General features: G+C 38.1%; 27 protein-coding genes. 21 read left to right on the top strand and 6 right to left on the bottom strand.

The features are described 5' to 3' along the window. Positions 1–81 precede the first annotated feature (81 nt). From HW098_RS02410 to HW098_RS02430, 5 genes are all read left to right on the top strand, one after another. Positions 82–918, top strand: coding sequence for a transcription antiterminator (locus HW098_RS02410; RefSeq protein WP_176139172.1), 837 nt, complete (start codon positions 82–84; stop codon positions 916–918). A 35-nt stretch (positions 919–953) separates the two neighbouring features. Then, positions 954–1,271: a PTS lactose/cellobiose transporter subunit IIA gene (locus HW098_RS02415; protein WP_023936918.1), complete on the top strand. Its 318-nt coding sequence runs from the start codon at positions 954–956 to the stop codon at positions 1,269–1,271. Further along, positions 1,271–2,962 (top strand): lactose-specific PTS transporter subunit EIIC, encoded by a 1,692-nt coding sequence (locus tag HW098_RS02420; protein WP_176139173.1) that lies wholly within the window; start codon positions 1,271–1,273, stop codon positions 2,960–2,962. Before HW098_RS02415 ends, HW098_RS02420 begins: the two co-directional genes overlap by 1 nt. Before the next feature lie 166 nt (positions 2,963–3,128). Beyond that, entirely contained in the window at positions 3,129–4,535 is a 1,407-nt protein-coding gene (lacG, locus tag HW098_RS02425; RefSeq protein ID WP_176139174.1) for a 6-phospho-beta-galactosidase, read from the top strand. A 42-nt stretch (positions 4,536–4,577) separates the two neighbouring features. Continuing rightward, a complete protein-coding gene (locus tag HW098_RS02430; RefSeq protein ID WP_164226246.1) occupies positions 4,578–4,835 on the top strand; it encodes a DUF3884 family protein in 258 nt (85 codons plus the stop codon). Positions 4,836–5,119: 284 nt separating this feature from the next. On the opposite strand, the gene HW098_RS02435 is transcribed toward HW098_RS02430, so the two are convergent. The 4 genes from HW098_RS02435 to nrdH form a co-directional block, all read right to left on the bottom strand. Next, on the bottom strand, positions 5,120–5,881 hold the full coding sequence (locus HW098_RS02435) for a DeoR/GlpR family DNA-binding transcription regulator (RefSeq protein ID WP_176139175.1): 762 nt from the start codon (positions 5,879–5,881) through the stop codon (positions 5,120–5,122). Positions 5,882–6,167: 286 nt separating this feature from the next. Continuing rightward, a complete protein-coding gene (gene nrdF / locus HW098_RS02440; RefSeq protein ID WP_000451364.1) occupies positions 6,168–7,130 on the bottom strand; it encodes a class 1b ribonucleoside-diphosphate reductase subunit beta in 963 nt (320 codons plus the stop codon). 193 nt (positions 7,131–7,323) lie between these two features. Next, entirely contained in the window at positions 7,324–9,483 is a 2,160-nt protein-coding gene (nrdE, locus tag HW098_RS02445) for a class 1b ribonucleoside-diphosphate reductase subunit alpha (RefSeq protein WP_176139176.1), read from the bottom strand. Positions 9,484–9,563: 80 nt separating this feature from the next. Further along, the gene (gene nrdH / locus HW098_RS02450; protein WP_000259247.1) at positions 9,564–9,782 is read right to left on the bottom strand and encodes a glutaredoxin-like protein NrdH; all 219 of its coding nucleotides are present in this window, start codon (positions 9,780–9,782) and stop codon (positions 9,564–9,566) included. Positions 9,783–10,131: 349 nt separating this feature from the next. Between nrdH and HW098_RS02455 the strand changes: the two genes are divergently transcribed. From HW098_RS02455 to HW098_RS02480, 7 genes are all read left to right on the top strand, one after another. Beyond that, positions 10,132–10,395 (top strand): phosphocarrier protein HPr, encoded by a 264-nt coding sequence (locus HW098_RS02455; RefSeq protein ID WP_000146947.1) that lies wholly within the window; start codon positions 10,132–10,134, stop codon positions 10,393–10,395. 5 nt (positions 10,396–10,400) lie between these two features. After that, positions 10,401–12,134, top strand: coding sequence for a phosphoenolpyruvate--protein phosphotransferase (gene ptsP, locus HW098_RS02460; RefSeq protein WP_176139177.1), 1,734 nt, complete (start codon positions 10,401–10,403; stop codon positions 12,132–12,134). Positions 12,135–12,266: 132 nt separating this feature from the next. After that, on the top strand, positions 12,267–12,761 hold the full coding sequence (locus HW098_RS02465; protein WP_000031481.1) for a YkgJ family cysteine cluster protein: 495 nt from the start codon (positions 12,267–12,269) through the stop codon (positions 12,759–12,761). Between the two features lie 172 nt (positions 12,762–12,933). After that, positions 12,934–13,977 (top strand): bifunctional glycosyltransferase family 2/GtrA family protein, encoded by a 1,044-nt coding sequence (locus HW098_RS02470; RefSeq protein WP_176139178.1) that lies wholly within the window; start codon positions 12,934–12,936, stop codon positions 13,975–13,977. Beyond that, positions 13,974–14,885, top strand: a complete 912-nt coding sequence (locus tag HW098_RS02475; protein ID WP_176139179.1) for a phosphodiester glycosidase family protein — start codon at positions 13,974–13,976, stop codon at positions 14,883–14,885. Before HW098_RS02470 ends, HW098_RS02475 begins: the two co-directional genes overlap by 4 nt. Further along, positions 14,860–15,261 (top strand): hypothetical protein, encoded by a 402-nt coding sequence (locus HW098_RS10435; protein WP_345789766.1) that lies wholly within the window; start codon positions 14,860–14,862, stop codon positions 15,259–15,261. Before HW098_RS02475 ends, HW098_RS10435 begins: the two co-directional genes overlap by 26 nt. Positions 15,262–15,369: 108 nt before the next feature. Next, positions 15,370–15,909 (top strand): ClbS/DfsB family four-helix bundle protein, encoded by a 540-nt coding sequence (locus HW098_RS02480; RefSeq protein ID WP_001137925.1) that lies wholly within the window; start codon positions 15,370–15,372, stop codon positions 15,907–15,909. 98 nt (positions 15,910–16,007) lie between these two features. Here the strand turns inward: HW098_RS02480 and dhaQ are convergent, their stop codons facing one another. After that, on the bottom strand, positions 16,008–16,997 hold the full coding sequence (gene dhaQ / locus HW098_RS02485; protein WP_176139180.1) for a DhaKLM operon coactivator DhaQ: 990 nt from the start codon (positions 16,995–16,997) through the stop codon (positions 16,008–16,010). Continuing rightward, positions 16,994–17,524, bottom strand: coding sequence for a dihydroxyacetone kinase transcriptional activator DhaS (dhaS, locus tag HW098_RS02490; protein ID WP_176139181.1), 531 nt, complete (start codon positions 17,522–17,524; stop codon positions 16,994–16,996). The genes dhaQ and dhaS overlap by 4 nt, the downstream gene beginning before the upstream one ends. A gap of 153 nt (positions 17,525–17,677) precedes the next feature. Between dhaS and dhaK the strand changes: the two genes are divergently transcribed. The 9 genes from dhaK to HW098_RS02525 all read left to right on the top strand — a co-directional run bounded on the left by dhaK (position 17,678) and on the right by HW098_RS02525 (position 23,991). Next, a complete protein-coding gene (dhaK, locus tag HW098_RS02495) occupies positions 17,678–18,667 on the top strand; it encodes a dihydroxyacetone kinase subunit DhaK (protein WP_176139182.1) in 990 nt (329 codons plus the stop codon). A 21-nt stretch (positions 18,668–18,688) separates the two neighbouring features. Continuing rightward, a complete protein-coding gene (gene dhaL, locus HW098_RS02500; RefSeq protein WP_176139183.1) occupies positions 18,689–19,264 on the top strand; it encodes a dihydroxyacetone kinase subunit DhaL in 576 nt (191 codons plus the stop codon). Continuing rightward, positions 19,264–19,638, top strand: a complete 375-nt coding sequence (gene dhaM / locus HW098_RS02505) for a dihydroxyacetone kinase phosphoryl donor subunit DhaM (RefSeq protein ID WP_176139184.1) — start codon at positions 19,264–19,266, stop codon at positions 19,636–19,638. Before dhaL ends, dhaM begins: the two co-directional genes overlap by 1 nt. A 570-nt stretch (positions 19,639–20,208) precedes the next feature. Continuing rightward, positions 20,209–20,940, top strand: a complete 732-nt coding sequence (locus HW098_RS02510; protein WP_176139185.1) for a hypothetical protein — start codon at positions 20,209–20,211, stop codon at positions 20,938–20,940. Positions 20,941–21,516: 576 nt separating this feature from the next. Next, on the top strand, positions 21,517–21,729 hold the full coding sequence (locus HW098_RS10440; protein ID WP_033688775.1) for a hypothetical protein: 213 nt from the start codon (positions 21,517–21,519) through the stop codon (positions 21,727–21,729). Positions 21,730–21,777: 48 nt separating this feature from the next. Then, on the top strand, positions 21,778–22,047 hold the full coding sequence (locus tag HW098_RS10445) for a hypothetical protein (RefSeq protein ID WP_240149447.1): 270 nt from the start codon (positions 21,778–21,780) through the stop codon (positions 22,045–22,047). A gap of 62 nt (positions 22,048–22,109) precedes the next feature. Next, complete coding sequence (locus HW098_RS02515) at positions 22,110–22,802, top strand: YjjG family noncanonical pyrimidine nucleotidase (protein ID WP_176139186.1); 693 nt, start codon at positions 22,110–22,112, stop codon at positions 22,800–22,802. 61 nt (positions 22,803–22,863) lie between these two features. Further along, the gene (locus HW098_RS02520; protein WP_000401326.1) at positions 22,864–23,517 is read left to right on the top strand and encodes a uracil-DNA glycosylase; all 654 of its coding nucleotides are present in this window, start codon (positions 22,864–22,866) and stop codon (positions 23,515–23,517) included. A 9-nt stretch (positions 23,518–23,526) separates the two neighbouring features. Beyond that, positions 23,527–23,991: an 8-oxo-dGTP diphosphatase gene (locus tag HW098_RS02525; RefSeq protein ID WP_001135768.1), complete on the top strand. Its 465-nt coding sequence runs from the start codon at positions 23,527–23,529 to the stop codon at positions 23,989–23,991. Positions 23,992–24,000 lie beyond the last annotated feature (9 nt).

Genomic DNA, 24,000 nt, shown 5'->3' on the forward strand with positions numbered 1-24,000 from the left:
ATTAGAAATCGGCTGATTTTCTAGTTCATTTGTGATCATTTTTTGTACTCATATACCTTTAAGATATAAAAGGAGGTTGACATGTATCGAATTCTAAATCCAATGAATCACAATGTCTCGCTTGTCAGAAATGATAAAGGAGAAGAAGTGATTGTGATTGGTAAGGGGATTGCATTTGGAAAGAAGAAAGGAGATTTGATTGCTGAACAGCAGGTTGAGAAAATATTTCGGATGAAGACCGAAGAGTCAAGAGAAAACTTTATGGCTCTCCTCAAAGATGTTCCGCTTGATTTTATCACAGTGACTTATGAGATTATTGATAAGCTTTCCAAGAAATATCATTATCCGATTCAAGAGTATCTCTACGTAACCTTGACAGATCATATTTACTGTTCTTACCAAGCTCTAGCACAAGGAAGGTATAAGGATAGTAATCTGCCAGATATTTCCACTAAGTATCCTGTCGCTTTTCAAATCGCAAATGAAGCTTTTGAAATTTACCGTCAGAAGCTAGCAGATCATTTCCCTGAGGACGAAATTATTCGGATTGCTTATCATTTCATCAATGCCGAAGGTGAAAATGAAGTGGAACTTGTGGAGTCGATTGATAAGAGGAAAGAAATTCTCAGGAATGTTGAAGAAGTTTTAACGGACTATGCAATTCAACGAACCAAAGAGAATAATCATTTCTATGATCGTTTTATGATTCATCTGAATTATTTCTTGGATTATTTAGACAGATCTAGGGATGATAACCAATCGCTTCTGGATATGGAAGATCACATCAAACGATCCTATCCAAAAGCCTTCGAGATTGGTTCCAAGATTTATGATGTGATTACGCAACATACGGGTCTTGATTTGTATAAAAGTGAACGAGTTTATCTAGTTCTACATATCCAACGTTTATTGTCATAAAAATTTATTTAAAACTATATAAGGAGAATTCTATCATGAATAGAGAAGAAGTAACATTGTTAGGTTTTGAAATCGTAGCCTATGCTGGCGACGCTCGTTCAAAACTATTGGAAGCCTTGAAGGCTGCTGAAGCTGGTGATTTTGCAAAAGCGGACGCTCTTGTAGAGGAAGCTGGTAGCTGTATCGCAGAGGCACACCACGCGCAAACAAGTCTATTGACCAAGGAAGCAGCTGGCGAGGATTTGGCTTATAGCGTAACCATGATGCATGGTCAAGATCACTTGATGACAACTATTTTGTTAAAAGATTTGATGCACCATTTAATCGAACTCTACAAGAGAGGAGTTAAGTAATGAATAAACTAATTGCATTTATCGAGAAAGGAAAGCCTTTCTTTGAGAAACTATCTCGTAATATCTATCTTCGTGCTATTCGTGATGGTTTCATTGCAGGTATGCCTGTTATTCTCTTCTCAAGTATTTTTATCTTGATTGCCTTTGTACCAAACTCATGGGGCTTTAAATGGTCTGATGAAGTTGTAGCTTTTCTGATGAAACCTTACAGCTATTCAATGGGAATTCTGGCTCTCTTGGTAGCTGGTACAACAGCTAAGTCATTGACCGACTCAGTCAATCGAAGCATGGAGAAAACCAATCAAATCAACTATATGTCAACATTGTTGGCAGCAATTGTTGGTTTGTTGATGTTGGCAGCTGATCCTATCGAAAACGGCCTAGCTACTGGATTCTTGGGGACAAAAGGTTTGCTTTCAGCCTTCCTTGCTGCCTTTGTTACCGTAGCAATCTATAAGGTTTGTGTTAAGAACAACGTCACTATTCGCATGCCTGACGAAGTTCCACCAAATATCTCGCAAGTCTTTAAAGATGTGATTCCATTCACTCTCTCAGTTGTTTCACTTTATGCTCTCGATTTACTAGCTCGTCATTTTGTTGGTACAAGCGTAGCTGAATCAATCGGTAAATTCTTTGCACCATTATTCTCTGCTGCTGATGGTTATCTAGGTATTACCATTATCTTTGGTGCCTTTGCCTTCTTCTGGTTTGTTGGTATTCATGGTCCATCTATCGTTGAACCAGCAATCGCAGCTATTACCTATGCAAATGCTGAAGTCAACTTGAACCTTCTCCAACAAGGTATGCACGCTGACAAGATTCTTACTTCTGGTACACAAATGTTTATCGTTACCATGGGTGGTACAGGTGCGACACTGGTTGTTCCATTCATGTTCATGTGGTTAACAAAATCAAAACGTAACCGTGCAATCGGACGTGCTTCAGTAGTTCCAACATTCTTTGGTGTAAATGAACCAATCTTGTTTGGTGCACCACTTGTATTGAACCCAATCTTCTTCATTCCATTTATTTTTGCTCCAATCGCGAACGTTTGGATTTTCAAATTCTTTATTGAAACTCTTGGAATGAACTCATTTACTGCTAATCTACCATGGACAACTCCAGCTCCACTAGGTCTAGTTCTTGGTACGAACTTCCAAGTTCTATCATTCATTCTTGCTGCCCTTCTAATCGTGGTTGACGTAGTCATTTACTATCCATTCCTTAAGGTCTATGATGAACAAATTCTAGAAGAAGAACGTTCAGGTAAGTCTAATGATGAATTGAAAGAAAAAGTTGCTGCAAACTTCAACACTGCAAAAGCAGATGCTATTCTTGAGAAAGCTGGTGTAGAAGCAGCACAAAATACAATCACTGAAGAAACAAATGTCCTCGTTCTCTGTGCAGGTGGAGGTACAAGTGGTCTCCTTGCAAATGCTTTGAACAAGGCAGCTGCAGAATACAATGTCCCTGTGAAAGCAGCAGCAGGTGGCTATGGTGCTCACCGTGAAATGTTGCCAGAGTTTGATCTAGTTATCCTTGCTCCTCAAGTTGCTTCAAACTTTGAAGATATGAAAGCAGAAACCGATAAACTCGGTATTAAACTTGCCAAGACAGAAGGCGCTCAATACATCAAATTAACCCGTGATGGAAAAGGTGCTCTAGCATTTGTACAAGCGCAATTCGATTAACGATAGGGACTGTGAAACAGTCTCCTATCGTTACGGAAATCGCTATGGCGAATTTCCTAATCGCCTTGTTAATTCGGTGACTTGGTACAAGAAGTGAGATGGAGAAGGATGGCTCACTGACTCCTCTCACTTTTACTTTATTTAAATTAAGAAATAGGTGAAAAAAATGACAAAAACATTACCAAAAGACTTTATTTTTGGTGGCGCAACTGCTGCCTATCAAGCAGAAGGCGCTACACATACTGATGGAAAAGGACCAGTTGCATGGGATAAATATCTTGAAGATAACTACTGGTACACTGCAGAACCAGCCAGTGATTTTTACAATCGATACCCAGTTGACCTCAAGCTAGCAGAAGAGTATGGTGTCAATGGCATTCGAATTTCTATTGCCTGGTCACGTATTTTCCCGACTGGTTATGGTGAAGTAAATGCTAAAGGTGTCGAGTTTTATCATAATCTATTTGCAGAGTGTCACAAACGTCATGTTGAGCCCTTTGTAACTCTTCATCACTTTGACACACCAGAATCTCTCCACTCAAATGGCGACTTCTTAAATCGTGAAAATATTGAACACTTTGTAGACTATGCTGCCTTCTGTTTTGAAGAATTTCCAGAAGTAAACTACTGGACAACCTTTAATGAAATTGGGCCAATCGGTGATGGTCAATATTTAGTTGGTAAATTCCCTCCAGGTATCCAGTATGACCTTGCTAAAGTCTTCCAATCGCACCACAATATGATGGTGTCTCATGCACGTGCAGTCAAGCTATATAAAGATAAAGGTTATAAAGGTGAAATTGGTGTTGTTCACGCTCTGCCAACTAAGTATCCTTTGGATCCTCAAAATCCTGCAGATGTTATTGCGGCAGAGTTGGAAGATATTATTCACAATAAATTTATCTTGGATGCAACTTATCTGGGTCACTACTCTGAAAAGACTCTGGCAGGGGTAGAGGCTATCTTGGCTGCCAATGGTGGAAAGCTTGACTTGCGTGACGAAGATTTCGAAGTATTAGAAGCCGCAAAAGACTTGAATGACTTCCTTGGAATTAACTACTATATGAGTGACTGGATGGAAGCCTTTGATGGAGAAACTGAAATCATCCATAATGGTAAAGGTGAAAAAGGAAGCTCTAAATACCAAATCAAAGGTGTTGGTCGTCGTGTAGCTCCTGACTATGTGCCACGCACGGACTGGGATTGGATTATCTACCCTCAAGGTTTGTATGACCAAATCATGCGCGTGAAGAAAGATTATCCTAACTACAAGAAGATTTACATCACTGAAAATGGTCTCGGCTATAAAGATGAGTTCGTTGATAACACTGTTTACGATGATGGCCGTATTGATTATGTCAAACAACACTTGGAAGTATTATCTGATGCTATTGCAGATGGAGCTAATGTAAAAGGTTACTTCATCTGGTCATTGATGGACGTCTTCTCATGGTCAAACGGTTATGAAAAACGCTACGGTCTCTTCTATGTAGACTTTGAAACGCAAGAACGTTATCCTAAAAAATCAGCTCATTGGTACAAGAAAGTAGCGGAAACTCAAGTGATTGAGTAGTAGAATGAGTCATTAGATATAGAATTTTAGTGAGGCAAAAAGATGTTCAAAGATTTTATCCAATCTATTTATGAAAAAGTTTATATTATTAACTTTGAAAAATGCTCTCAAATACCGTGTTTGACAAATGAAGAATTGAAAAGTCTTGGAAAATGGTATGTCTCGACTGGTAAAGAATGGATTTGTCATTCAGATTATGAGCTGGAAGAATTTAAAAATATCTTTTTAAATTTTATAAATCCTGAAGAATGGGATACTATCTCCTTTGATTCAGATTTTATGCCGTTTCAACAATCGTAACCAATTGCTCAAAAAAGTTAAATCTTATATCTAGTACTCTGCAAAACTCTTATCTAATCACGTTGCTTATACTCAATGAAAATCAAAGAGCAAATTTAAACTAGGAAGCGAGTCGCAGATTTCTCAATGCATAGCTTTGAGGTGGCAGATAAAGCAATTGGGCAAAAAGTCTTTAACGAAGAAAAACGCATAATATCAGGTGTTGAAAAAACTTGATACTATGCGTTTTATTATGGGAAGATTTACTTCTGAAATTGAGTTGTTACCCAGAATCTTTCAGTTTATTAAGGCTTGATAACTTTAATATGTTTAGATAGCTCAAAAAGGATTGAATCACTTAGTTTAGAATCTGAAACAATAGTATCAAGATTTGATACATTATAAAAAGTATAAAAATCAAACTTATTGAACTTACTATGATCTGCGAGTAAATATTTTTTATTAGAATTATTTAAAGCGATGCGTTGAGCCTCTCCCTCTTCCTCGCTAAAAGTAGCTAGAGCTCCGTTTTGAATACCATTACAGCTAACGAAAGCTTTAGAAAATTGGAGATTAGAGAGATTTTGTAGGGTCAATGTGCCAACAAAAGCACCTGTAATTTCGCGATAATTTCCACCTATTAAAATCAAATCTGTTAATTTTCGTTCGCTTAAAATCAGAAAAACAGGTAGACTGTTGGTCACGACGCGGATATTGTCAATAGGCAACTCACGCGCAAAAAATTCTAATGTTGTTCCTGGTCCAATAAAAATAGTTTCTCTTTCTTCTACTAGACTGCCTGCAAAACGGGCTATTTCTTGTTTTTCTGCCGTTTGGAGGGCTTGTTTTTCAATATTTGATCGCTCATTAGTCAAAAGGGAGTTGGTTCGAAGTTTTTCAGCTCCACCATGCACACGAATCAGCAAATCTTTATCAGCTAATTCCTGTAAATAGCGCCTTGCAGTCATATCTGAAACGGCTATTTCGTCCATAATCTGCTTAACCGTTATGGTTCCTTTACTATTTACTGTCTCTAAAATTTTGGCTAATTTTTCTTGTTTGAGCATATTATCACCTCGTTTCCTACTACTATCTTACCATAAACTAGCTCATCATTCAAATACAAAAACAACAAAATAAAACAAAAACAAAAATATCGAGGTTTATTTTCAAAACTTTCGATATTTTTATTAAGTTATTATTTTGTTGTTTCTAGTTTACTTTTTGATGGTTAAGAGTGGTGGAGAATTATACTCAATGAAAATCAAAGAGCAAACTAGGAAGCTAGCCGCAGGCTGTACTTGAGTACGGCAAGGCGAAGCTGACGTGGTTTGAAGAGATTTTCGAAGAGTATTAGTCCAAACCGTAGTTGTAGTCATCATCTTGCATGGCTTCAACTTCACCAAGGAGGTAACCATTTCCGACTTGAGAGAAGAAGTCGTGGTTAGATGTTCCTGTTGAAATACCGTTCATAACGATTGGATTGACATCATCTGCTGAATCTGGGAAGAGTGGATCTTGTCCCAGGTTCATGAGTGCCTTGTTAGCATTGTAGCGAAGGAAGGTCTTGACTTCTTCCGTCCAACCAACACCGTCATAGAGGCTTTCTGTGTAGCCTTCTTCATTTTCATAAAGAGTATAGAGTAGGTCGTACATCCATTCTTTGAGTTTTTCTTGCTCTTCTTCAGGTAATTCATTGAAACCAAGTTGGAATTTGTAACCAATGTAGGTTCCGTGAACAGACTCATCACGAATAATCAATTTAATGATTTCCGCAACGTTGGCTAGTTTGTTGTTACCAAGATAGTAGAGGGGAGTGAAGAAACCTGAGTAGAAGAGGAAGGTTTCGAGGAAGACACTGGCAACTTTCTTTTCAAGTGGGCTACCGTTTAGGTAGATTTCGTTGACAATCTCAGCCTTCTTTTGCAGATAAGGATTGGTATTGGTCCATTCGAAAATTTCTTCAATCTCAGCCTTTGTATTTAAGGTAGAAAAGATTGATGAATAAGATTTAGCGTGGACAGATTCCATAAATTGGATGTTATTGAAAACAGCTTCTTCATGTGGTGTACGGATATCTGCGCGAAGGGCTTGAACCCCAGTCTCAGATTGCATAGTGTCGAGAAGGGTTAAACCACCAAAGACTTTTCCAACTAAGTCTTTTTCTTTGTTTGATAGTTTTCTCCAGTCATCCAAGTCATTTGACAAGGGAATACGTGTATCGAGCCAGAATTGCTCCGTCAGTTTCTCCCAAGTTGATTTGTCGATGACATCTTCGATGGCATTCCAGTTAATGGCTTTGTAGTAAGTTTCCATTTGAAATCTCTTTCTGTGTTTAGTATTGCGAACTCACAATTATCTCTATTTTATCATAATCCTAGAGTAGTTTCGCACAAAAAGTCGGAAGCCCGACTTTTTTGTTTTTCCATAGTATAGATGCTTATTCCAGTTTAGTTTAGCAGGGTGAATGAATACTTATCTGAGAAAATGTAGTTTACTCAAGCAAAGATTAAATCACACAGCTTTCACATTGGTTAGCACCGACTTCTCCACCATCATCTGTAAAGGTACGGACGTAGTAGATAGACTTGATACCCTTGTTAAAGGCATAGTTACGAAGGATAGACAAGTCACGTGTCGTTTGTTTGTTTTCTTTCTTCCATTCGTAAAGACCTTTTGGAATATCACTACGCATGAAGAGAGTAAGTGAAAGTCCTTGGTCCACGTGCTCTGTTGCAGCGGCGTAAACATCAATCACTTTACGCATATCCATGTCGTAAGCCGAAGTGTAGTAAGGAATGGTTTCTGTTGACAAGCCAGCAGCAGGATAGTAGATTTTACCAATTTTCTTTTCTTGACGTTCCTCGATCCGTTGCGTAATCGGGTGGATAGAAGCAGAAACGTCGTTGATGTAACTGATCGAACCATTTGGAGCAACAGCTAGACGGTTTTGGTGGTAAAGACCATCTGCTTGAATCTTGTCGCGAAGTTCAGCCCAGTCAGCAGCGCTTGGAATAAAGACATCTTTGAAGAGTTCTTTAACACGGTCTGATTTTGGAACAAACTCGCCAGTTACATACTTGTCGAAGTAGCTTCCCTTAGCATAGTCTGATTTTTCAAAGTTATGGAAGGTAATACCACGTTCACGCGCGATATTGTTTGATTCTACCAAGGTCCAGTAGTTCATGAGCATGAAGTAGATGCTAGTAAACTCAACAGACTCAGGGGATCCATATTCAATCAATTGTTGGGCAAGGTAGCTGTGAAGTCCCATGGCACCAAGACCAAAGGTATGAGCTTGGCTATTTCCGTGGTCGATGGTAGGAACAGCTACGATGTGTGAACTATCTGTAACGAAAGTAAGGGCACGAACCATAGCACGGATAGAACGACCAAAGTCAGGTGAAGTCATCATGTTGACCACGTTGGTTGAACCCAGGTTACATGAAACATCCGTTCCCATTTGAAGGAATTCTTGAGCATCGTTGATCAAGCTTGGTTCTTGGACTTGAAGAATCTCAGAACACAAGTTACTCATGATAATCTTTCCATCAACAGGATTTGCACGGTTAGCCGTATCAATGTTGACGACATAAGGGTAGCCAGACTCTTGCTGTAATTTAGAGATTTCAGTTTCCAAATCACGCGCCTTGATTTTTGTCTTGCGAATATTTGGATTTGCGACCAATTCATCGTATTTTTCAGTAATGTCGATGTAGTTGAATGGCACACCGTATTCAAGTTCTACAGAATATGGGCTGAAGAGGTACATTTCTTCATTTTTACGAGCTAATTCATAGAATTTATCTGGTACTACAACACCAAGTGAGAGAGTCTTTACACGAACTTTCTCATCAGCATTTTCTTTCTTAGTTGAAAGGAAGGCGATGATATCAGGGTGAAAGACGTTGAGGTAGACAACACCGGCACCTTGACGTTGACCCAATTGGTTAGAGTAAGAGAAGCTATCTTCGAAAAGCTTCATAACAGGAACGACACCTGAAGCAGCTCCTTCATAGCCTTTAATAGGTGCACCAGCTTCACGAAGGTTGCTGAGGGTAATTCCCACACCACCACCGATACGTGAAAGTTGAAGAGCTGAGTTGATAGAACGTCCGATAGAGTTCATATCATCAGTTACTTGGATTAGGAAACATGATACCAATTCACCACGACGAGCACGTCCAGCATTCAAGAAGGAAGGAGTAGCAGGTTGGTAGCGTTGGTGGATGATTTCATTGGCAATATCGATTGCAATAGCTTCATTCCCATCAGCAAAATAAAGGGCGTTAAAGAAGACACGGTCTTCCATGCTTTCAAGATAATATTCACCGTCATTAGTCTTTAAGGCATATTGATTGTAAAATTTATAAGCTGCCATGAATGACTTGAATTGGAAGTTTTGATCTTTGATAAATTGTGACAATTCTTCCAAAAATTCTGGACGGTATTTCTTGATAAAGGCTGTTTCGATGTAGTTGTGTTCAATGAGGTAGTTGATTTTATCCTTGATTGAATCAAAAACCATAGTGTTTGGAACTACATTTTCTTTAAAGAAGGCATCCAAGGCTTCCTTATCTTTATGAAGCATGATTTGTCCATTAACAGGACGGTTAATTTCGTTATTGAGACGGAAGTAAGTTACGTCTTCAAGATGTTTTAATCCCATAAAATTTCCCTTATCTAATTACAAAAGAAAGGCTTCTAAGTTAGCCCTAGAAGCAGTTTCTTCTGGATGATGTACTAAGATTATGCTAATTGTTTCAGTTTTCCTGGCTGGAAACCTGAAAAGACTTCAGTTGGTGTTTGGATAACAGGAGCTGCGCTAAAACCGAGCTCTTTAACTTGATCGATGTACTCAGGCTGCTCATCAAGATTGATTTCACGATAAGAGACATTATTACTGTCCAAGAAACGTTTGGTCATCTTACATTGGACACAGTTGTTTTTAGAATATACGGTTACCATTGTGTAACTCCTCTTTAAAATTTAATTCTATCCTAGTATATCAGAAAATAAAATTTTGTCAATGATTTGAACTAAATATAGTGGTCAGTTTTTCTAGTCAAGCTCACAAAACACAATATGTAGTGTTTGGTTTATAAAACAGCAATGATTATCCTATAAATCGTTTTTAAAGAAACTATATCCTGTGTTTTGTTATCTAGGATAGAAGATTTTCAGCAAGTTATCTGAAAGGAAATTGAAGGAAAATCCAGAAAATGCTTGAAAAAAATCCTAGAAGATGGTATAATACCAAATTGTAAGGGTTATCACATATAACTCAAAAAAGAAAGAACAAAAGGAGAGTCAAACTATGGCTTCTAAAGATTTCCACGTAGTGGCAGAAACAGGTATTCACGCACGTCCAGCAACATTGTTGGTACAAACTGCTAGCAAATTTGCTTCAGATATCACTCTTGAGTACAAAGGTAAATCAGTTAACCTTAAATCAATTATGGGTGTTATGAGTCTTGGTGTTGGCCAAGGTGCTGACGTAACTATCTCAGCTGAAGGTGCAGATGCAGATGACGCTATCGCTGCAATCTCAGAAACAATGGAAAAAGAAGGATTGGCATAAGGGAAATGACAGAAATGCTTAAAGGAATCGCGGCATCTGACGGTGTTGCAGTTGCAAAAGCATATCTACTCGTTCAACCGGATTTGTCATTCGAGACTATTTCAGTCGAAGATACAAACGCAGAAGAGGCTCGTTTGGATGTTGCTCTTGAAGCTTCTCAAAACGAGCTTTCTCTTATCCGCGAGAAAGCTGTAGGTACGCTTGGTGAAGAAGCGGCTCAAGTTTTTGACGCTCATTTGATGGTTCTTTCTGACCCAGAATTGATTGGTCAGATTAAAGAAACAATTCGTGCTAAGAAAGTCAATGCAGAAGCAGGTCTTAAAGAAGTGACTGATATGTTCATCACTATCTTTGAAGGCATGGAAGACAACCCATACATGCAAGAACGTGCAGCGGATATCCGCGACGTGACAAAACGTGTATTGGCAAACCTTCTTGGCAAGAGATTGCCAAACCCAGCTTCTATCAATGAAGAAGTAATCGTAATTGCGCATGACTTGACACCATCTGATACAGCTCAATTGGACAAAAACTTTGTAAAAGCTTTTGTAACAAACATCGGTGGACGTACAAGCCACTCAGCTATCATGGCACGTACACTTGAAATTGCAGCTGTATTGGGAACAAATAACATCACTGAAGTGGTGAAAGACGGTGATATCCTTGCCGTTAACGGAATTACTGGTGAAGTGATTATCAACCCAACAGATGAACAAGCGGCAGAATTTAAAGCAGCTGGTGAAGCTTATGCTAAACAAAAAGCTGAATGGGCCCTTTTGAAAGATGCTCAAACAGTGACTGCTGACGGTAAACACTTCGAGTTGGCCGCTAACATTGGTACTCCAAAAGACGTTGAAGGTGTTAACAACAACGGTGCAGAAGCTGTTGGACTTTACCGTACAGAGTTCTTGTACATGGATTCTCAAGATTTCCCAACAGAAGACGAGCAGTATGAAGCATACAAAGCTGTTCTTGAGGGAATGAATGGTAAACCAGTGGTTGTTCGTACAATGGATATCGGTGGAGATAAGGAACTTCCTTACTTCGATATGCCACATGAAATGAACCCATTCCTTGGATTCCGTGCCCTTCGTATCTCTATTTCTGAAACTGGAGATGCAATGTTCCGTACACAAATCCGTGCCCTTCTTCGTGCTTCTGTTCATGGTCAATTGCGTATCATGTTCCCAATGGTTGCCCTCTTGAAAGAATTCCGTGCAGCTAAAGCAGTTTATGAAGAAGAAAAAGCAAATCTTCTTGCTGAAGGAGTTGCAGTTGCGGATAACATCCAAGTTGGTATCATGATTGAAATCCCTGCAGCAGCGATGCTTGCAGACCAATTTGCTAAAGAAGTAGACTTCTTCTCAATTGGTACAAACGACTTGATTCAATATACAATGGCGGCAGACCGTATGAACGAGCAAGTTTCATACCTTTACCAACCATATAACCCATCAATCCTTCGCTTGATCAACAACGTTATCAAGGCAGCTCACGCTGAAGGTAAATGGGCTGGTATGTGTGGTGAGATGGCTGGTGACCAAACAGCTGTTCCACTTCTTGTCGGAATGGGCTTGGATGAATTCTCTATGTCAGCAACATCAGTCCTTCGTACACGTAGCTTGATGAAGAAATTGGATACTGCTAAGATGGAAGAGTACGCTAACCGTGCCCTTACAGAGTGTTCAACAATGGAAGAAGTTCTTGAACTTCAAAAAGAATACGTTAACTTTGATTAATGTCATTAACCTTGTAACCTAGTTGCAAGGTTTTTTATGTATTTTGGGAAAGTATAGTCTAATAAAGTCCACTTTTCAATGGTTCAGAGGAATGGTATAATAGGGGAAAATAATTAGAATAAGAGAGAAATCATGTCTAAAGAAATTGATATTGAGTATTACCATCAGCTAGCCTTGCAAAAGCAAAAGGAGCACCGTAAAGTTTTAGCCAATTTAAAGAAAAAGCCACCTAAGAACTTGGATAAGATAGCCCAGCAGATTCACCAAGAAGTCTTTGAGGAGATTGATTGTACCGCCTGTGCTAACTGTTGTAAGACTTTGGGTCCTGACTTCAAAGAGGCAGACATCACCCGTATTGCCAAATATTTCAAAATGAAATTGCCGGCCTTTGAAGCTGAATTTCTGCAGGTGGATGAAGATGGAGACAAGGTTTTCAAATCCATGCCTTGCCCATTTTTAGGAGGAGATAATCTCTGTTCCATCTATGACGTTCGTCCAAAGGCCTGTCGTGAATTCCCTCATACTGACCGCAAAAAGATCCATCAAATCAACCATTTGACGATTAAGAATACTTTGACCTGTCCAGCAGCCTATCTCTTTGTTGAGAAATTAAAGGATAAGTTATAGAGATTTATTATAAAGATACTGTTCTAACTCTGTAGAAATCATTTCTATGGAGTTTTCTCTTTATGGTCTATTTTTGAGAAATCATCAATTTATTTTTATAAAAAAGCAGTTATAAGGATTTTTTAAGCAAGTGAACGTATACTTATACAAACAAAAAGAAAGAGGTACAGCTATGAATTATCTAGTTATTCCAGCTTATCAACCTGATTTTAATCTGCTAACACTGATTGAAAAAATTCACAAGAAGGGTGATTTTTCTATCATTGTGATTGATGATGGTAGTTCTCCTGAATGTAAAGAAATATTTGCTCAGGCTGAAAACTATGGGACTGTACTTCGTCATCAGGTCAATCAAGGTAAGGGTCAGGCTTTGAAAACAGCTTTTGCTTACATTCAATCCCTCAAGATGCCTGGAACGATCGTTACAGCAGATGCGGATGGTCAACACAAGATTTGGGACATACTCCGTACTAGTAACAAGGCCAACGAAAATCCTAGCACTCTGGTTCTTGGTGTTCGTGCTTTTACTGGCAAGGTTCCCTTGCGTAGTCGCTTTGGAAATAGCTTGACACGTATCTTATTTAAAATACAAACAGGCGTAGCAGTTTCAGACACACAGACAGGACTTCGTGCTTTCACTACAGACTTGATTCCTTTTATGATGGAAGTGGAAGGACAACGCTATGAGTACGAAATGAACATGCTATTGGAAGCCAGCAAGCAATATCCGATTTTGGAAGTTCCTATTGAAACAGTCTATATAAACGACAATCAAGCTTCTCACTTCCGACCTATTCGAGATGGTTTAATGATTTACAAAAACATTTTGAAATTCGCTCTTTCATCATTGAGTAGTTTTATCGTGGATTATCTAGTTTATACTTTTTCTATTCTTTTCTTGAGCTTTATTCCATCAGGTTTACACCTCCTCCTATCAAATGGGCTGGCTCGAGTGACCAGCTCTATCTTCAACTTTTCGACTAATAAAAAATTGGTATTTAAAAATAAAGCAAGTAATTTAAAAACAGGTGCAGGTTATTTAACCTTGTCTGTTGTTCTCTTTTTCTTAGATACTCTCCTAATTAGCCTTTTTAATACAGGTTTCGGAATCAATTTATTCATGGCTAAAATTTTTGTAGGAATGCTTCTCTTTGTGGTATCTTGGACTGTTCAGACACGATTTATTTTCAAAGAAAGGACTTGTTATCCAGTATGAAATTTTTTAAGAAAGCTTATCTATACGCCTCGGTCTTTGGCTTGCTTCTGACAAGCTCCTTTACCTATTCGATGTTAAAGACATTTGTACTAGCGGAGACTATCTCCACTGTATCTAATACCAACTCGACATTTAACACAGCAGTAGCAAGCCAATCAGCAAAAAATGCCCAAGTAACGGATACCAGCTATTTAGATGGAAATATCAGTGTCAATCTAACTGAAAAGACGGTGAATGATACGCAAATCTATGTGGCAGATGTGACTCTGAGCTCTGCAGATTATCTGAAAACAGCCCTAGCTCAAAATTCTTATGGAACTAACGTCACAGCTAAAACCTCCGTGACAGCAGCTAAAAATAATGCTATTTTAGCTGTCAATGGCGACTACTATGGAGCTAATAGCTCAGGTTATGTTATCCGTAATGGTGTCGTCTATCGGGATAGTGTCCGTGAAGACGCCAGTAATGGTGACCTTGCCATTTACAAGGATGGCTCTTTTAAAATCATTTACGAGAACCAAATCTCAGCTGACCAGTTAGTTCAAGATGGTGTAGTTAATCTACTGGCATTTGGTCCGTCTCTAGTTGAAAATGGTGAGATTTCTGTCGGTATCAATACAGAAGTTGGTCAGGCTATGGCTTCAAATCCTCGTACAGCTATTGGAATTATCGATGAAAACCACTATATCATTGTTGTTTCAGATGGTCGTACCTCGGAGAGCAAGGGCTTGTCTCTTTACCAGATGGCAGAAGTGATGAAATCTTACGGAGTGAAGACGGCCTACAACCTAGATGGTGGAGGTTCTTCAACTCTCTACTTTAATGGTCAGGTAATCAATAAACCGACTACAGGTGGAAGCAAAATATCAGAAAGGGCGGTGAGTGATATTGTTTACATCGGTTACTAAAAATAAAAACAAACGTCTCCAAAAGGCGCTAGTCGGCTATAGCATTCTTACTATTTTCTTTTTAGTATTTAGCCGTATCTACGAGTCTTTCAGTTTTGGGGAAACCTCCCTTCATATGCACTATCTTTTTGTAGTCCCCCTAGTAGGGGGCGTCATTCTGGCATTACTGTTGAAAATCATTCCAAACTTAGGGCGAATCAGTCTAAACTTATGGAACTCGTCAGTAGCCGTTCTAACAACTGGTATGCTTTTTCGCGGAATCGTCAATCTATCAGGTCGTTCAACGGCCCTAGATCAACCCTACTGGTATGTTGGTATATCTTTTGCTATCTTAGCTATAGTATCACTTTTCTTTCAGAAGAAAAACAGTAAGTAATTAGCTTAAAAATGAAAAAACTGGTTGTTGAGAGAAACAGCCAGTTTTATTGTGGTATAATGAAGTAAGAAAACACCTCAACCTACTTGAAAATAAAGGGAGAACTCTGTGCCTAGACCGAGAACGAAAGAGGAACTAGTATTAGCCTCTAAGGAAAACTATGAAAAGCTCAATCATTTCATCTCCCAACTAAGTGAAGATGAGCTACAGACTCCGTTTGATTTTTCAAGAGACCCAAAGAAAAAAGAAGCTCACTGGAAAAGGGATAAAAATCTACGGGATGTCTTGATCCATCTTTATGAATGGCAGCAGTTACTTTTGACTTGGGTACATTCTAATCAAGAAGGTCACGAAAGACCTTTTCTCCCTGAACTTTATAATTGGAAAACTTATGGACAAATGAATGTCGTTTTTTGGAAGAAGCACCAGAAAACGTCCTTAGAAGAAGCGACTAGACTCCTAGAACAATCACATAGGGAGGTTTTAGAGTTGATAGAAGTTTTTAGCAATGACGAACTCTTTACCAAAGGTATCTATAAGTGGACGGGAGGAACAAGTCTAGGTTCCTACTTTGTTAGTAGCACGTCAAGCCACTATGATTGGGCTACGAAAAAGCTCAAGGTTCATCGGAAGAATTGTAAGGGATAGATGGCCTATTTGAAATGGCAAGAATGTGTTCTTTTAAAAGTAAGATAAGATTAAAAGGGCTATCAAGTGATGTAGCCCTTTTGAGTTATACAAGCAAATTACCATGCAAAAGCTGTCGTTGGAGCATTGAGCGCTTCTAACCACTGTTTATTTTTTACGGGGCAAAGAGTTACGGATATACCTGCCATATCTAGACTGGTCATAAATGTTCCTGATTTTATAAAGGTAATAGTGATTCCTTCAATTTCTAAGAGTTGAAGGAGATCATTGATAAATATGCCCATTTCTAAGTTGCTGGTAGTGCCTAGATTATTTACAAGCAATATAAATTGATCACCCTTTTTCCAATGATAGTGTAATCTTAATTTACTTATAATTTCATTTGCAAGGATTTCCGATGATTGGAATGGGACGATACGATAACCTTCTTCGCCATGTATCCCAATACCATAAGATATATTTCCTTCTTCCAAGTTAAATAGTGGACGGGTGGCTTGGGGGAGACTAGCAGATTTCGTTGCAAAGCCAATCGTTGCGATTTCGGGAGCAAGCTGATGACCTAAATCAGTTAGTTGCTCGATGTCAGCACCATTTTGAGCTGCAAATCCTAGGATTTTATGAAGTAAGATTGTCCCTGCAAGCCCTCTTCCTCTAATTTGAAATCTATTGTGAGGTTCAATAGAAATATCGTCGTGTGCTAGACTATAGCCGACTTTAATTCCTTCTTGTCTAGCGGTGTTAATGGCCCAGCTAAATTCTTTGATGTCTGCTTCGAAATTTTTTACAATGATGAAGACACCGTGACCATTGTTTAAAAAACGAATGGACTCTAAGATTTCAGTTCTTGTAGGTGGAGTAAATAATTGGCCATAGATAGCAGCAGTAAGCATTCCTTCTCCCACATATCCAATATGAGCGGGTTCGTGACCGGAACCTCCACCCGACAAGATTGGAACCTGATGAGGATTTCGATTTTTTTGATAGACTAATGGTAAAGTAGGGTGTTTTTCTAATTCGGGATGACTGTTAACAGTAGCTGAAATGTAACTTGAAATAATTTTCTGTTTATGATTTGAAATAAATGTCATTGTGGTTTCTTTCCAATAATTGTCATGATTAGAAAGTCTGGTTGTGGAACTGGACTTTTTTTATTGACGTAAGCCTTCACGATTTCTGCTAGAGCATGTGAATGGTAGTCTAACAAAAAACAAGTATAAGCAGATGAATCGATATCAATCTGACCGTATTCTCTTAAAATTTTTGATACAAGCAAGCGACAGTAGCTGATAAAGTGGTCATAGAAGTTATTTTGCCCTTGAATATCAAAAAGTTGAATATAAAAGTCACGCTCTTGTTCGAAATAAAAAAATAATTCTTGTAATAATTTTTGGCCCGAAATGAAGTCCAAGTTATTGGTGATATACTCGGTTAAATCATTTTCAAATATCCAGTCGAGTAGTTCATATTTGTCAAGAAAGTGATTATAAAAGGTCTGTCTACGAATGCCAGCTGATTCCATGATCTCTACAATAGAGATTTTGTCAAATTCTCTAGTAGCTAATAGGTCTCTAAATGCTTTGGCAATCCGTTTTTTTGTAATGAGTGATGATGCCATAGGAAACCTTTCTTTTACTTACTTCATTTTACCAAAAAAATGTTTTAAACGGGTTTAAAAGGGGACAAATAATAGAATCTGTCCCTTATCATTCAGCAATAAAAAATATATAATGAAAGCGAAAACAAAGGTAAATGCCGAAAGGAGTTTCTCATGAAAAAAATTATAAATGAACCGACACAAGTTGTTGATGAAATGTTGCAGGGATTGTCATTCATGCATGATGACTTGGTTCAACGCTTAGATGGTTTTGATGTCATCGTTAGAAAGGCAGAAAAGACAGGAAAAGTTGGACTCATTTCAGGTGGAGGTTCAGGACATGAACCAAGTCATGCTGGATTTGTAGGAGATGGAATGCTATCCGCTGCTATTTGTGGCGCAGTCTTTACCTCGCCTACTCCGGACCAAATTTTAGAAGCCATTAAGGCGGCTGATGAAGGTGCTGGAGTTTTCATGGTCATCAAGAACTATTCTGGTGACATTATAAACTTTGAAATTGCACAAGAACTTGCTGAAATGGAAGGTATTGATGTAGCAAGTGTTGTGGTTGATGATGATATCGCTGTTGAAAATAGTCTCTATACCCAAGGGCGTCGAGGTGTTGCAGGTACTATATTAGTCCATAAAATTTTGGGTGATGCGGCTCGTTCCGGTAAATCATTATCTGAAATGAAGGACTTGGCCGACAAACTTGTCTTAGAAATTAAAACAATTGGGCTGGCCTTGTCTGGAGCAACCGTTCCTGAAGTTGGGAAACCAGGTTTTGTTCTAGAAGATGATGAATTTGAATACGGAGTTGGTATTCATGGTGAGCCAGGATATAAGAAAGAGAAAATGCAACCTTCAGCACAATTGGCCTCAGAATTGGTTGAAAAATTATCTGAAGGTTTCCAACTTAAAGCTGGTGAACGCTATGGCCTTCTCATCAATGGTTTAGGAAGCACTCCTCTTATGGAACAATACGTATTTGCAAATGATGTGGCTAAATTGCTCCATGAAAAAGGTGTTCAGTTGGCATTTAAGAAAATTGGAAACTACATGACTTCAATCGATATGGCTGGTTTGTCATTAACGTTGATTCGATTGGCAGATGATGAATGGTTGGATGCTCTAAATGCACCTGTTACTACACCAGCTTGGTAAAACTCAAGGAGGAAATGTCGAATGAATGCTGAACAAGCTCTTGAATGGATGAAGCTTTTTAATGAAAAGATTCAAGAACAGAAAGATTACCTTAGTGAGTTAGACACTCCTATAGGAGATGGAGACCACGGTGGAAATATGGCGCGTGGCATGGCTGCAGTTATGGAGAACTTAGAAGGAAAGCAATTTGAAACAAGCAGTGATGTGTTTAAACTTGTCTCAATGCAACTACTGAGTAAGGTAGGCGGTGCTTCTGGTCCTCTGTATGGCTCTGCTTTTATGGGCATGGCCAAGGCTGATTCTAATTCGAAAATAGAGGAAATCTTACAAAGCGGTTTGGATATGATTGTCAAACGTGGGAAAGCAGAAGTTGGAGAAAAGACAATGGTTGATGTTTGGGCTCCTGTTATTGCTGCCTTGTCTGCTGGCCAATTGACTCAAGAGGTTATTGATAAGGTAGTGAATGCTACCAAAGATTTACTTGCAACTAAAGGAAGAGCATCTTATGTAGGAGAACGTTCTCTTGGACATATTGATCCTGGATCATTCTCATCAGGATTACTCTTTACTGCTCTTTTAGAAACTGGGGTGGTTTAATGGAAAGTATTGGTCTTGTTATCGTTTCACATTCCAAAAACATTGCACAAGGTGTTGTTGAACTGATTAGTGAAGTAGCTAAAGATGTTCCGATTACTTATGTAGGAGGAACCGAAGATGGAGGAATTGGAACGAGTTTTGATCAAGTAGATAGGGTTGTTTCCGAAAATCCAGCAGATACTTTATTAGCCTTTTTTGACCTGGGTTCTGCTAAAATGAACTTAGAAATGGCGTCTGATTTCAGTGATAAAAGTATCATCATCAACAGGGTTCCAATTGTAGAAGGCGCCTATACTGCAGCTGCTCTTCTTCAGGCTGGTGCAGAACTGTCAGTTATTCAAACACAGTTGTCGGAGCTTGAAATCAATAAATAAGGAATCTTACTATAACTCTTTTTATAGGTGAGCTATTGATTATCTCAACTATCAAATTTTAAGTAAATAATTTCAAAATCAGAAAGGGATTGCTTTATGCAGTTCCTTTTTATTTTGACAGGAGTAAAGCTATAGTGTTTCTAAATTGTGAATCAATCAAAACTGATTGTGATGGGACTATTCTAGCTTTAGAATCCTTCAAAAATTAAAATTTAAGGCAATCAATGGCTTAGAATAGTGCGAAAACATTTAGTTTATAGGAATTCTAGGTCTAGAATTACATAGATATGTATGAAGTTAGGATATTCGTTAGTTAGGATTGTTCTATTCTGAAAGATTTGGGCTAACAATCTTCTAGAGTAGTAGTTTGCCAATGAATTTTGTTGAAAGATTCCTTGTTTTATGGTAGTCTAAAGTAAAAGAAAGCCTTATCATTATATTTTCATTTGTTAACAATGTATTTCGACTTTATCTAATGTAGAAGAAAGAAATATCATAAAATGCTTATGACTTGTTTGAAAGAGAATGTAAACTAAAAATGGATTCCCTTTACATATTAGGAGTAGGTAGATGAGTAATCTAGAGTCAATTCGTAAAGCGCATATCATCGTGTGGGGTGCCTATCTATTTTTATCATTAAGGGCGCCGCTAATTAGCAGCACTGAGTATTTCTTGCTTCTTTTTTTAGCGTTTCTCTATTCAATAGTATCGCTACCTATATACTCTGTGAAGAATAAAATAGTATCCATTTGTCTGGCTATAAACTCAATTCTGTTAATGAGTTTCCCGATTTTAATCAATAAATATTTCCCAGGAAACGTTTCTACTTATATCGTATTAATCAGTATTTTTATCCTGGAGTTCTTAATCTTTAATAAAATTGGTAAAGATTTTGATACTAGATTAGCTAGTGAGTATAGGAAAATCAGTCAGTTTAAAAGTAAGATGTCTCAATCTCCTTGGATCAAATATTTAGAGATTTCTAGTTTTATATTAACTATATTTCCATTTATTCTTTATGGTACAGTTGCTAATCGTGTATTGACTCTTATTTTTTTGATAAAAATTTGTGTAGATACTACGATAAAGATTCTATTAAACAGAATCTTTAAGAAAAGTAAGGTAATGAAAAGGAGGATATTTTCTCTTTTCGCACTAGATTTGATTGTCTATTTATTTTTAGGCTATGTTTTAGCAATGCAAAAAGATGGATACCTATTTTCAATTCTACTAATTTTTTCTAATTTTTCACTTCCCTTTATCAGAGAAAAAGAGTATGAATTATTTAAAAATAAGAAGTGAGATAGATATGGTTAAATCTTACTTCTCTTTAAAATCAAATAGTGAAAGGATATTTTATCTAGGTAACAAAGTTCTTTAAACGTAGTCAACGATTACCTGTTAGGAAACTATCCTAACCACGCAACGTTAAAGAGGAGAAATCTTATGAAACTCGTATCACCAAATAATTATGCTGCTATTGAGTAAGAAGAGATGAGGTGTATTGATAGGGGATTATCTCTACATAAAGACGGGGGAATGTTACAGTAAACGTAGCCACTGCTTATTTTATGGGGAATTAAATATGTTTAAACTAAGTGATAGAGTCAGAGTGGTCTTTGCTCTTTTAGGAGTAAGTTCCATATTGGTTAGTATGTATCTTATACCTTTTATTAAAACTGAGAATAAATTTTGGGAAATACTTTTATTTATATTAGGTGTATTGCTAATTGGAATTGTGTTACTAAATCCCCAAAAAAATTAAATTTTGGAAATAGCGTTAGTGAGTAGGTAATCATTTATTGATTGGATTTTTTAATGCTATTGATGAATGGGATGGAAAAAGTGACAATAAATTAAGAACAGGATGATAGTATTATGATGGTTGTTTTAATTTTGATGGTTGTGGTGTTTCTGTATTATGTAATTACAGAGTATTTTCAGAATAGTTATATTGACTGTATACTATTTCTAACATTGCTGATTTCTCATTTGATATGGGATTACTATTTTTTACCCATTGAAGTCTTAGTAGCATTAAGTGGAGTAAATTTGCTGTCAAGATTATTCAAAAAAATGAGAAGTCAATAGATTTGTTAGTGGATTATAAAGATAAAAGGTAAAATTGGGATATTTAAAATGAAACATTTTATTGCTGGTATCGGAGAGATAAAATTAGCTTTCTACATCTTATATGTTTTGCTAGGTCTAGCACCTTTATTTCACACTTACATAATAAATGCTGAAACAGGGGTAGGAAAATTAGCCTTAACTATTATAGGGGTAGTCTCCGTATTTATTTTAACTATTGCTCGAATTTATAGGAGATTTTTCTATAATTCACTAGAATATTATGGGTTAGTTAATCAATTGGAACGATTATTCTTTGTGATACTATACCACTTTTAAGTTTTTACATTAAACAACTGGCTGAAGTGAAAGTTGTTTATCTTAGAAAGGAAAATACCAAATTGTCCTACAAATTTCTACTCTTCGACCTCGACCACACCTTGCTTGATTTTGATGCTGCTGAGGATGTGGCTTTGACGCAACTTCTAAAAGAAGAAGGAGTTGCAGATATTCAGGCTTATAAAGACTATTACGTTCCTATGAACAAATCTCTCTGGAAGGACTTGGAGCAAAAGAAAATCAGTAAACAAGAGCTGGTTAACACGCGCTTTTCTCGTTTATTTGCTCATTTTGGACAGGAAAAAGATGGTAGTTTTCTAGCCCAGCGTTACCAATTTTACCTTGCCCAGCAGGGACAAACGATTTCAGGCGTTCATAAACTCTTGGATGGCCTCATCGAGCGAGATTATGAGCTGTATGCTGCGACAAATGGAATAACTGCCATTCAGACAGGGCGTTTGGCTCAGTCTGGTCTGGCACCGTATTTCAATCAAGTCTTTATCTCTGAACAGTTGCAAACACAAAAGCCAGATGCTCTTTTTTATGAAAAGATTGGCCAGCAAATTGCTGGATTTAGTAAAGAAAAGACTCTGATGATTGGAGATTCCCTAACCGCCGACATTCAAGGTGGCAATAATGCGGGGATTGATACTATCTGGTACAACCCTCATCGTGTTGAAAATCACACACAAGCCCAGCCGACTTACGAAGTCCATTCTTACCAAGACTTGCTGGATTATTTAGATAAACTGTAAAAAGTGGTTTCCATAGCCACTTTTTGCTATAATAGAGGCAGTAAAAATGAAGGAGTCGGCTATGGAACACTCGTCTTGGCATGCTTTGATTAAGGCGCAATTACCTGAGGGTTATTTCGGGAAAATCAATCAGTTTATGGAGCAGGTCTATTCTCAGGGGATTATTTATCCACCCAAGGAAAAGGTTTTTCAGGCTCTCTTGACAACACTGCTTGAAGAAGTTAAGGTGGTAATTCTAGGGCAAGACCCCTATCACGGACCAGGTCAAGCGCAGGGCTTGAGTTTTTCTGTACCTGACTCTATCCCAGCTCCACCATCCTTGCAAAATATCTTGAAAGAATTGTCAGATGATATCGGAGTTAAGAAATCTCATGATTTGACAGCTTGGGCTGAGCAAGGAGTCTTGCTTCTTAATGCTTGTTTGACTGTTCCTGCTGGACAGGCCAATGGTCATGCTGGTCAAATCTGGGAGCCTTTTACTGATGCTGTGATTCAGGTGGTCAATCATCTAGATAGACCAGTCGTTTTTGTACTCTGGGGAGCTTATGCACGTAAGAAGAAGGCCTTAGTTACCAATCCTCATCACTTGATTATCGAATCAGCCCATCCAAGTCCTTTGTCGGTTTATAGAGGATTTTGGGGTTCCAAGCCCTTTTCCAAGGCCAATGCATTCTTAAAAGAGACAGGACAAGAGCCAATCGATTGGCTTAGATAAGGAGAAAATATGCCTCAGTTAGCGACGATTTGCTACATTGATAATGGGAAAGAACTGCTCATGCTCCATCGTAATAAGAAACCCAATGATGTCCATGAAGGGAAATGGATTGGTGTGGGTGGTAAGCTAGAGAGAGGAGAGACGCCCCAGGAATGCGCGGCGCGTGAAATCCTTGAAGAAACAGGGCTCAAAGCCAAGCCAGTTCTAAAAGGTGTCATCACTTTTCCTGAATTTACACCAGATTTAGACTGGTACACCTATGTTTTTAAGGTGACGGAGTTTGAGGGCGACTTGATTGACTGCAATGAGGGGACGCTAGAATGGGTTCCCTATGATGAGGTTTTGAGCAAGCCGACTTGGGAAGGTGACCACACCTTTGTTGAGTGGCTTTTAGAGGATAAACCCTTCTTTTCAGCCAAGTTTGTTTATGATGGGGATAAATTGTTGGATACCCAAGTTGATTTCTATGAATAAAGGAGAAAG

Origin of the sequence: Streptococcus sp. 1453, from assembly GCF_013276955.1 — a bacterium.
Classification (GTDB): domain Bacteria; phylum Bacillota; class Bacilli; order Lactobacillales; family Streptococcaceae; genus Streptococcus.

What these genes read in the sequence shown, in the direction of transcription:
- HW098_RS02520 (WP_000401326.1), top strand. Translation starts at nt 22,864, where the DNA reads ATGGAACACTCGTCTTGGCATGCTTTGATTAAGGCGCAATTACCTGAG.
- ptsP (WP_176139177.1), top strand. Translation starts at nt 10,401, where the DNA reads ATGACAGAAATGCTTAAAGGAATCGCGGCATCTGACGGTGTTGCAGTT.
- HW098_RS10440 (WP_033688775.1), top strand. Translation starts at nt 21,517, where the DNA reads ATGATGGTTGTTTTAATTTTGATGGTTGTGGTGTTTCTGTATTATGTA.
- HW098_RS02465 (WP_000031481.1), top strand. Translation starts at nt 12,267, where the DNA reads ATGTCTAAAGAAATTGATATTGAGTATTACCATCAGCTAGCCTTGCAA.
- HW098_RS02430 (WP_164226246.1), top strand. Translation starts at nt 4,578, where the DNA reads ATGTTCAAAGATTTTATCCAATCTATTTATGAAAAAGTTTATATTATT.
- HW098_RS02510 (WP_176139185.1), top strand. Translation starts at nt 20,209, where the DNA reads ATGAGTAATCTAGAGTCAATTCGTAAAGCGCATATCATCGTGTGGGGT.
- HW098_RS02410 (WP_176139172.1), top strand. Translation starts at nt 82, where the DNA reads ATGTATCGAATTCTAAATCCAATGAATCACAATGTCTCGCTTGTCAGA.
- nrdH (WP_000259247.1), bottom strand. Translation starts at nt 9,782, where the DNA reads ATGGTAACCGTATATTCTAAAAACAACTGTGTCCAATGTAAGATGACC.
- HW098_RS02475 (WP_176139179.1), top strand. Translation starts at nt 13,974, where the DNA reads ATGAAATTTTTTAAGAAAGCTTATCTATACGCCTCGGTCTTTGGCTTG.
- nrdE (WP_176139176.1), bottom strand. Translation starts at nt 9,483, where the DNA reads ATGGGATTAAAACATCTTGAAGACGTAACTTACTTCCGTCTCAATAAC.
- dhaM (WP_176139184.1), top strand. Translation starts at nt 19,264, where the DNA reads ATGGAAAGTATTGGTCTTGTTATCGTTTCACATTCCAAAAACATTGCA.
- lacG (WP_176139174.1), top strand. Translation starts at nt 3,129, where the DNA reads ATGACAAAAACATTACCAAAAGACTTTATTTTTGGTGGCGCAACTGCT.
- HW098_RS02415 (WP_023936918.1), top strand. Translation starts at nt 954, where the DNA reads ATGAATAGAGAAGAAGTAACATTGTTAGGTTTTGAAATCGTAGCCTAT.
- dhaK (WP_176139182.1), top strand. Translation starts at nt 17,678, where the DNA reads ATGAAAAAAATTATAAATGAACCGACACAAGTTGTTGATGAAATGTTG.
- HW098_RS02470 (WP_176139178.1), top strand. Translation starts at nt 12,934, where the DNA reads ATGAATTATCTAGTTATTCCAGCTTATCAACCTGATTTTAATCTGCTA.
- HW098_RS02435 (WP_176139175.1), bottom strand. Translation starts at nt 5,881, where the DNA reads ATGCTCAAACAAGAAAAATTAGCCAAAATTTTAGAGACAGTAAATAGT.
- HW098_RS02455 (WP_000146947.1), top strand. Translation starts at nt 10,132, where the DNA reads ATGGCTTCTAAAGATTTCCACGTAGTGGCAGAAACAGGTATTCACGCA.
- dhaQ (WP_176139180.1), bottom strand. Translation starts at nt 16,997, where the DNA reads ATGACATTTATTTCAAATCATAAACAGAAAATTATTTCAAGTTACATT.
- HW098_RS02420 (WP_176139173.1), top strand. Translation starts at nt 1,271, where the DNA reads ATGAATAAACTAATTGCATTTATCGAGAAAGGAAAGCCTTTCTTTGAG.
- HW098_RS02525 (WP_001135768.1), top strand. Translation starts at nt 23,527, where the DNA reads ATGCCTCAGTTAGCGACGATTTGCTACATTGATAATGGGAAAGAACTG.
- nrdF (WP_000451364.1), bottom strand. Translation starts at nt 7,130, where the DNA reads ATGGAAACTTACTACAAAGCCATTAACTGGAATGCCATCGAAGATGTC.
- dhaS (WP_176139181.1), bottom strand. Translation starts at nt 17,524, where the DNA reads ATGGCATCATCACTCATTACAAAAAAACGGATTGCCAAAGCATTTAGA.
- dhaL (WP_176139183.1), top strand. Translation starts at nt 18,689, where the DNA reads ATGAATGCTGAACAAGCTCTTGAATGGATGAAGCTTTTTAATGAAAAG.
- HW098_RS10445 (WP_240149447.1), top strand. Translation starts at nt 21,778, where the DNA reads ATGAAACATTTTATTGCTGGTATCGGAGAGATAAAATTAGCTTTCTAC.